Origin of the sequence: Streptomyces prasinopilosus, assembly GCF_001419695.1 — a bacterium.
GTDB classification, from domain to species: domain Bacteria; phylum Actinomycetota; class Actinomycetes; order Streptomycetales; family Streptomycetaceae; genus Streptomyces; species Streptomyces prasinopilosus.
The window spans coordinates 1-4952 of record NZ_LIRG01000427.1 but is presented as its reverse complement, the minus strand read 5'-3'; the positions used below and the strand labels follow the sequence as shown (position 1 = coordinate 4952).

Below are 4952 nucleotides of genomic sequence, written 5' to 3'. Positions count from 1 at the left end.
CCGGCGGTCGACCCGGTCCTGCTCGAGGTCTTCAACAACCTCTTCATGTCCATCGCCGAACAGATGGGCGCCCGCCTCGAGTCCACCGCCCAGTCCGTCAACATCAAGGAGCGCCTGGACTTCTCCTGCGCCCTCTTCGACCCGGACGGGAACCTGGTGGCCAACGCCCCCCACATCCCCGTCCACCTGGGCTCGATGGGCATCGGCGTCAAGGAGGTCATCCGGCGGCGCGGCTCCACCATGCGCCCGGGGGACGCCTACGCCGTGAACGACCCCTACCACGGCGGCACCCACCTCCCCGACATCACCGTGATCACCCCGGTCTTCGGCGCCGGACCCGCCGGCACCCCCCAGGACGACCGAGCCGTCCTCTTCTACGTCGCCTCCCGCGGCCACCACGCCGAGATCGGCGGCATCGCCCCGGGCTCCATGCCCGCCGACAGCCGCACCATCGAGGAGGAGGGCGTCCTCCTCGACAACTGGCTGCTCACCGAGAACGGACGGTTCCGCGAGGAGGAGACCCACCGCCTCCTGACCGGCGCGCGGTACCCCTCCCGCAACCCGCGGACCAACCTCGCCGACCTGCGGGCCCAGATCGCCGCCAACCAGAAGGGCGTCGACGAGGTCGGCCGGATGATCGAGAACTTCGGCCTCGACGTGGTCCAGGCCTACATGCGGCACGTCCAGGACAACGCGGAGGAAGCGGTGCGCCGCGTCATCGACGCCCTCGACGACGGCGCGTACGCCTACGAGACCGACTCCGGAGCCGTCATCCGCGTGCGCGTGCGCGTGGACCGCGCGGACCGCTCCGCCACCATCGACTTCACGGGCACCGCACCCCAGTTGCCCACCAACTTCAACGCCCCCTTCTCGGTCGTCAACGCGGCCGTCCTGTACGTCTTCCGCACCCTGGTGGCCGACGACATCCCGCTCAACGACGGCTGCCTGCGGCCCCTGCGGATCATCGTGCCGCCCGGCTCCATGCTGGCGCCGCGGCCGCCGGCCGCCGTCGTCGCGGGCAACGTGGAGACCTCCCAGAGCATCACCGGCGCCCTCTACGCGGCGCTCGGTGTCCAGGCCGAGGGCTCCGGCACCATGAACAACGTCACCTTCGGCAACGCCCGCCACCAGTACTACGAGACCGTCGCCTCCGGCTCGGGCGCGGGCGAGGGCTTCCCCGGCGCGCCGGCCGTGCAGACCCACATGACCAACTCGCGCCTCACCGACCCCGAGGTCCTGGAGTGGCGCCTGCCCGTCCGCGTCGACGAGTTCGCCGTGCGCGAGGGAAGCGGCGGAGCGGGCCGGTGGCGCGGCGGGGACGGCGCGGTCCGCCGCATCCGCTTCCTGGAACCCATGACCGTCTCCACCCTGTCCCAGCACCGCAGGGTCCCCCCGTACGGCATGGCGGGCGGCGAGCCCGGCGCGCCCGGAGCCAACCGGATCGACCGCGCGGACGGCACCGTCACCGCGCTGGACGGCAGCGACTCGACGGACGTCCGCCCCGGCGACGTGCTGGTCGTCGAGACCCCCGGCGGTGGCGGCTACGGTCCACCGCCCGACCCCCACCGAGCAGGAGAGAAGTGCGATGATCTTCGGGCGTTCTGAGCGCGGCAAGCCCCCGGTGGAGCCCGTCACGCTCAAGATCCTGGTGGCCGGCGGCTTCGGCGTGGGCAAGACCACGCTCGTCGGCGCGGTCAGCGAGATCAGGCCACTGCGCACCGAGGAACTGCTCACCGAGGCGGGACGCCCGGTCGACGACCTCAGCGGGGTGGAGACCAAGAGCACCACCACGGTGGCCATGGACTTCGGCCGCATCACCCTCCGCGAGGACCTGGTGCTGTACCTCTTCGGCACACCCGGCCAGGAACGGTTCTGGTTCATGTGGGACGAACTCGCCGAAGGAGCCCTGGGCGCCGTCGTCCTCGCCGACACCCGGCGGCTGGAGGACTGCTTCGCGGCCGTCGACTACTTCGAGCGGCGCTCCATACCGTTCCTCGTCGGCGTCAACTGCTTCGAGGGAGCCGCGCGGTACCCGGCCGACGACATCCGCCGGGCCCTCGACCTCGACCCGGACGTACCGCTCCTGATGGGCGACGCCCGGGACCGGGAGTCGGCCAAGACGATCCTCATCGGTGTCGTCCAGCACGCCATGGCCCAGGCGGCGCGGCGCCGGCAGGCCGTCACCACCTGAACCCGGGGCGCCCGGGGGACCTCCTCCCGCGGCACGGCGGGAACCCCCCACCCCGGTGCGTGCCGCGGCTCGCAGGACGAGGACCGGGTACTTCCCCGCCGAACCCGTCTCCTGATAGACGCAGGAGGCATGACACGACTCCCCGCCGCGGTACGCCCCCTGCTCACCGCGCTCGCCGCCCTGACGGCGACGGCCGCCACGACCACCCCCGCAGCATCCGCCCCGGCGACACCGGAGCCCAGGGCCCCGAAGGACTTCGTGGCCCTGGGCAGTGTCGATCCGACGATCCTCCAGGAGATCCGCTACTTCACCCCGCACAACTTCGTCGGCGAACGCATCGACGGCTACCGGGAGCCGCTGTGCGTCCTCACCCGCCCCGCCGCCCGGGCCCTGCACGAGGCCCAGCGGAAGCTGCTGCCCCGCGGCTACTCCCTCAAGGTGTACGACTGCTACCGGCCCCAGCGCGCCGTGGACCACTTCGTCCGCTGGGCCGAGGACCCCGACGCGCAGGCGATGAAGGCCGAGTTCTACCCGGACGTCGACAAGTCCCGGCTGTTCGCCGACGGTTACATCGCCGAGAAGTCCGGCCACAGCCGCGGCTCGACCGTGGACCTCACCCTCGTACGGCTCCCCGCCGCACCGACCCGCCCGTACCGCCCCGGAGAACCCCTCACGCCCTGCTTCGCGGACCGGGACGAGCGGTTCCCCGACAACTCCGTCGACATGGGCACCGGCTACGACTGCTTCGACACCCTCAGCCACACCCTCGACCCGCGTGTCCAGGGCGAACAGCGGGCCAACCGGACGCTCCTCAAGAACACCCTGGAGCGCCTCGGCTTCGTGAACCTGGCCGAGGAGTGGTGGCACTACACCTTCAGGCCGGAGACCTTCCCGGACACCTACTTCGACTTCCCGGTGGCCCGCCGATCGCTCACCGGACACCGCTGAACGACCCCGCGGAGACGCCTGCGCCCCGATCGGCTACAGTCCGCGCGTGCCCAGAACCCGAACCCCCGGCCCCGATCCCGTGCCGGACTCCCACTGCTCGAGCTGCGGCACGCCCTTCGGCGAGGGCGTCTCCGGCTGGCCCCGCACCTGCCCGGCGTGCGGCACCACCGCCTACCGCAACCCGCTGCCGGTCGCGGTCGCCCTCCAGCCCGTGTACGACCCGAAGGGCACCGCCCTGGTGGTCGTCACCCGCGCCATCGCCCCCGCGCGCGGAGGCACCGTCCTGCCCGGCGGTTACATCGACGACCGGGAGGACTGGCGCCAGGCCGTCGTCCGCGAACTCCGGGAGGAGACCGGCATCGACGCGGCGAGCCGGGACGTACGCCTCGTCGACGCCATGAGCTCGCCCGACGGGCACCTGCTGCTGTTCGGCATGCTTCCGGAACGCCCCGCGGAAGGACTGCCGCCGCCGGCCGCCACGGACGAGACGGAGGGCCGGCACCTGCTGCGCCGTGCGGAGGAGCTCGCCTTCCCGCTGCACACGCGCGCCGTGCGGGCCTGGTTCGAGGGCCGGTACCTCTGACCCGTGGACCGGCCGGTCCACGGCGGTGCGGACGGGACCGGGATCCTCCCCTCCCCTGGGGCGGTGCCCCGCTCAGTCCGGCCCGAGCCCGCGGACGCGCACCGGGCGGGACGGACCGCGGCCGGCGCCGTGCCCGTCCTCCCGCTCGACGACGACCCGGGAACCCGCCCGCCGGACGGCGTACCGCTCGACGCCCGGCTCCTCCCCGCCGGCGCCGGCGTCCACGACGACCGTCCCACCGCCCCTTTGCCCCGGGGCGGGCGCCCACACCTCGAGTTCCAGCCCGCCGTCCTCCCCGCGCACGGGGAGGACGGCGCCCGCGCGGGCGAACACCGGAATGCGGTCCAGGGGCGCGTCGACCACGATCCGGCCGGGTCCGTCGAACGCCCGGCCCGTCGCCGTCTCGTACCAGCGTCCTCCGGGCAGCCGCACCGTACGCCGTTCCGCCCCCGCCACCAGCACCGGCGCCACCAGCAGGCCGTTGCCCAGGAGGAAGGCGTCCTCGCAGTCGCGCAGCGCACGGTCCTCCGGCGCCGACCACCACAGCGGCCGCACACAGGGAGCACCGGTCCGTCGGGCCAGGTGCGCCAGGGTCACGAGGTACGGCCGCAGCCGGCGGCGCTCGACGAGAGCCGCGCGCGCGTGCGCCAGCACCTCGGCACCGAACTCCCACGGCTCCCGGCAGCCCGCCCCCGCGCGGGTGCGGAGCAGCGGCAGGTGGGCGCCCAGCTGGAGCCACCGGAGGTACAGCTCGGGAGACGGAGTCCCGCCGGTGCCGCCGACGTCCGGCCCCGCGTACGGGACACCGCACAGCCCGAGTCCCAGCACCAGGGCCAGCGACGCCCGCAGTCCGGGCCAGCCGGCGGCCGCTTCCCCCGGCAGGGTCCCGCCGTAGCGCTGTACGCCGGCCCACCCCGAGCGGGAGAACAGGAACGGCCGCTCCTCGGGCCGCAGTGCCCGCAGCCCCTCGTGGGCCGCCCGGACCATGCACAACGCGTACACGTTGTGCGCCTCGCGATGATCACCCTCCCGCCCGTCCAGGGCGTGACGGGCCGAGCGGGGGAGCGGCGGCTCCCCGGACGAGGTGAACAACGCCGGCTCGTTCGCGCCGTGCCAGAAGCCCGCGACCCCCCGCTCCGCGTACAGACCGCCCCACCACGCGCGCACACGCGGGTGCGTGAAGTCGGGGAAGACCACGTCCCCGGACCGGGCCGCCCCCCGGACGACGGC

General features: G+C 73.8%; 5 protein-coding genes. 4 read left to right on the top strand and 1 reads right to left on the bottom strand.

From position 1 onward, the window contains the following. The 4 genes from AOK18_RS18365 to AOK18_RS18350 all read left to right on the top strand — a co-directional run. Window positions 1–1605 (top strand): hydantoinase B/oxoprolinase family protein (locus AOK18_RS18365; RefSeq protein WP_167738708.1); only part of this gene is annotated, 1605 nt, incomplete at its 5' end. Then, a complete protein-coding gene (locus AOK18_RS18360; protein ID WP_055695085.1) occupies window positions 1586–2191 on the top strand; it encodes a GTP-binding protein in 606 nt (201 codons plus the stop codon). The genes AOK18_RS18365 and AOK18_RS18360, both read left to right, overlap by 20 nt. Before the next feature lie 129 nt (window positions 2192–2320). Next, window positions 2321–3139: a M15 family metallopeptidase gene (locus AOK18_RS18355; RefSeq protein ID WP_055695084.1), complete on the top strand. Its 819-nt coding sequence runs from the start codon at window positions 2321–2323 to the stop codon at window positions 3137–3139. A gap of 46 nt (window positions 3140–3185) precedes the next feature. After that, window positions 3186–3722, top strand: a complete 537-nt coding sequence (locus AOK18_RS18350; protein WP_055573688.1) for an NUDIX domain-containing protein — start codon at window positions 3186–3188, stop codon at window positions 3720–3722. 72 nt (window positions 3723–3794) lie between these two features. Here AOK18_RS18350 and AOK18_RS18345 read toward each other — a convergent pair. Beyond that, window positions 3795–4952, bottom strand: a 1158-nt coding sequence (locus AOK18_RS18345) for a glycoside hydrolase family 31 protein (protein ID WP_240503227.1), incomplete at its 5' end; no start/stop codon positions are given.

What these genes read in the sequence shown, in the direction of transcription:
- AOK18_RS18360 (WP_055695085.1), top strand. Translation starts at nt 1,586, where the DNA reads ATGATCTTCGGGCGTTCTGAGCGCGGCAAGCCCCCGGTGGAGCCCGTC.
- AOK18_RS18355 (WP_055695084.1), top strand. Translation starts at nt 2,321, where the DNA reads ATGACACGACTCCCCGCCGCGGTACGCCCCCTGCTCACCGCGCTCGCC.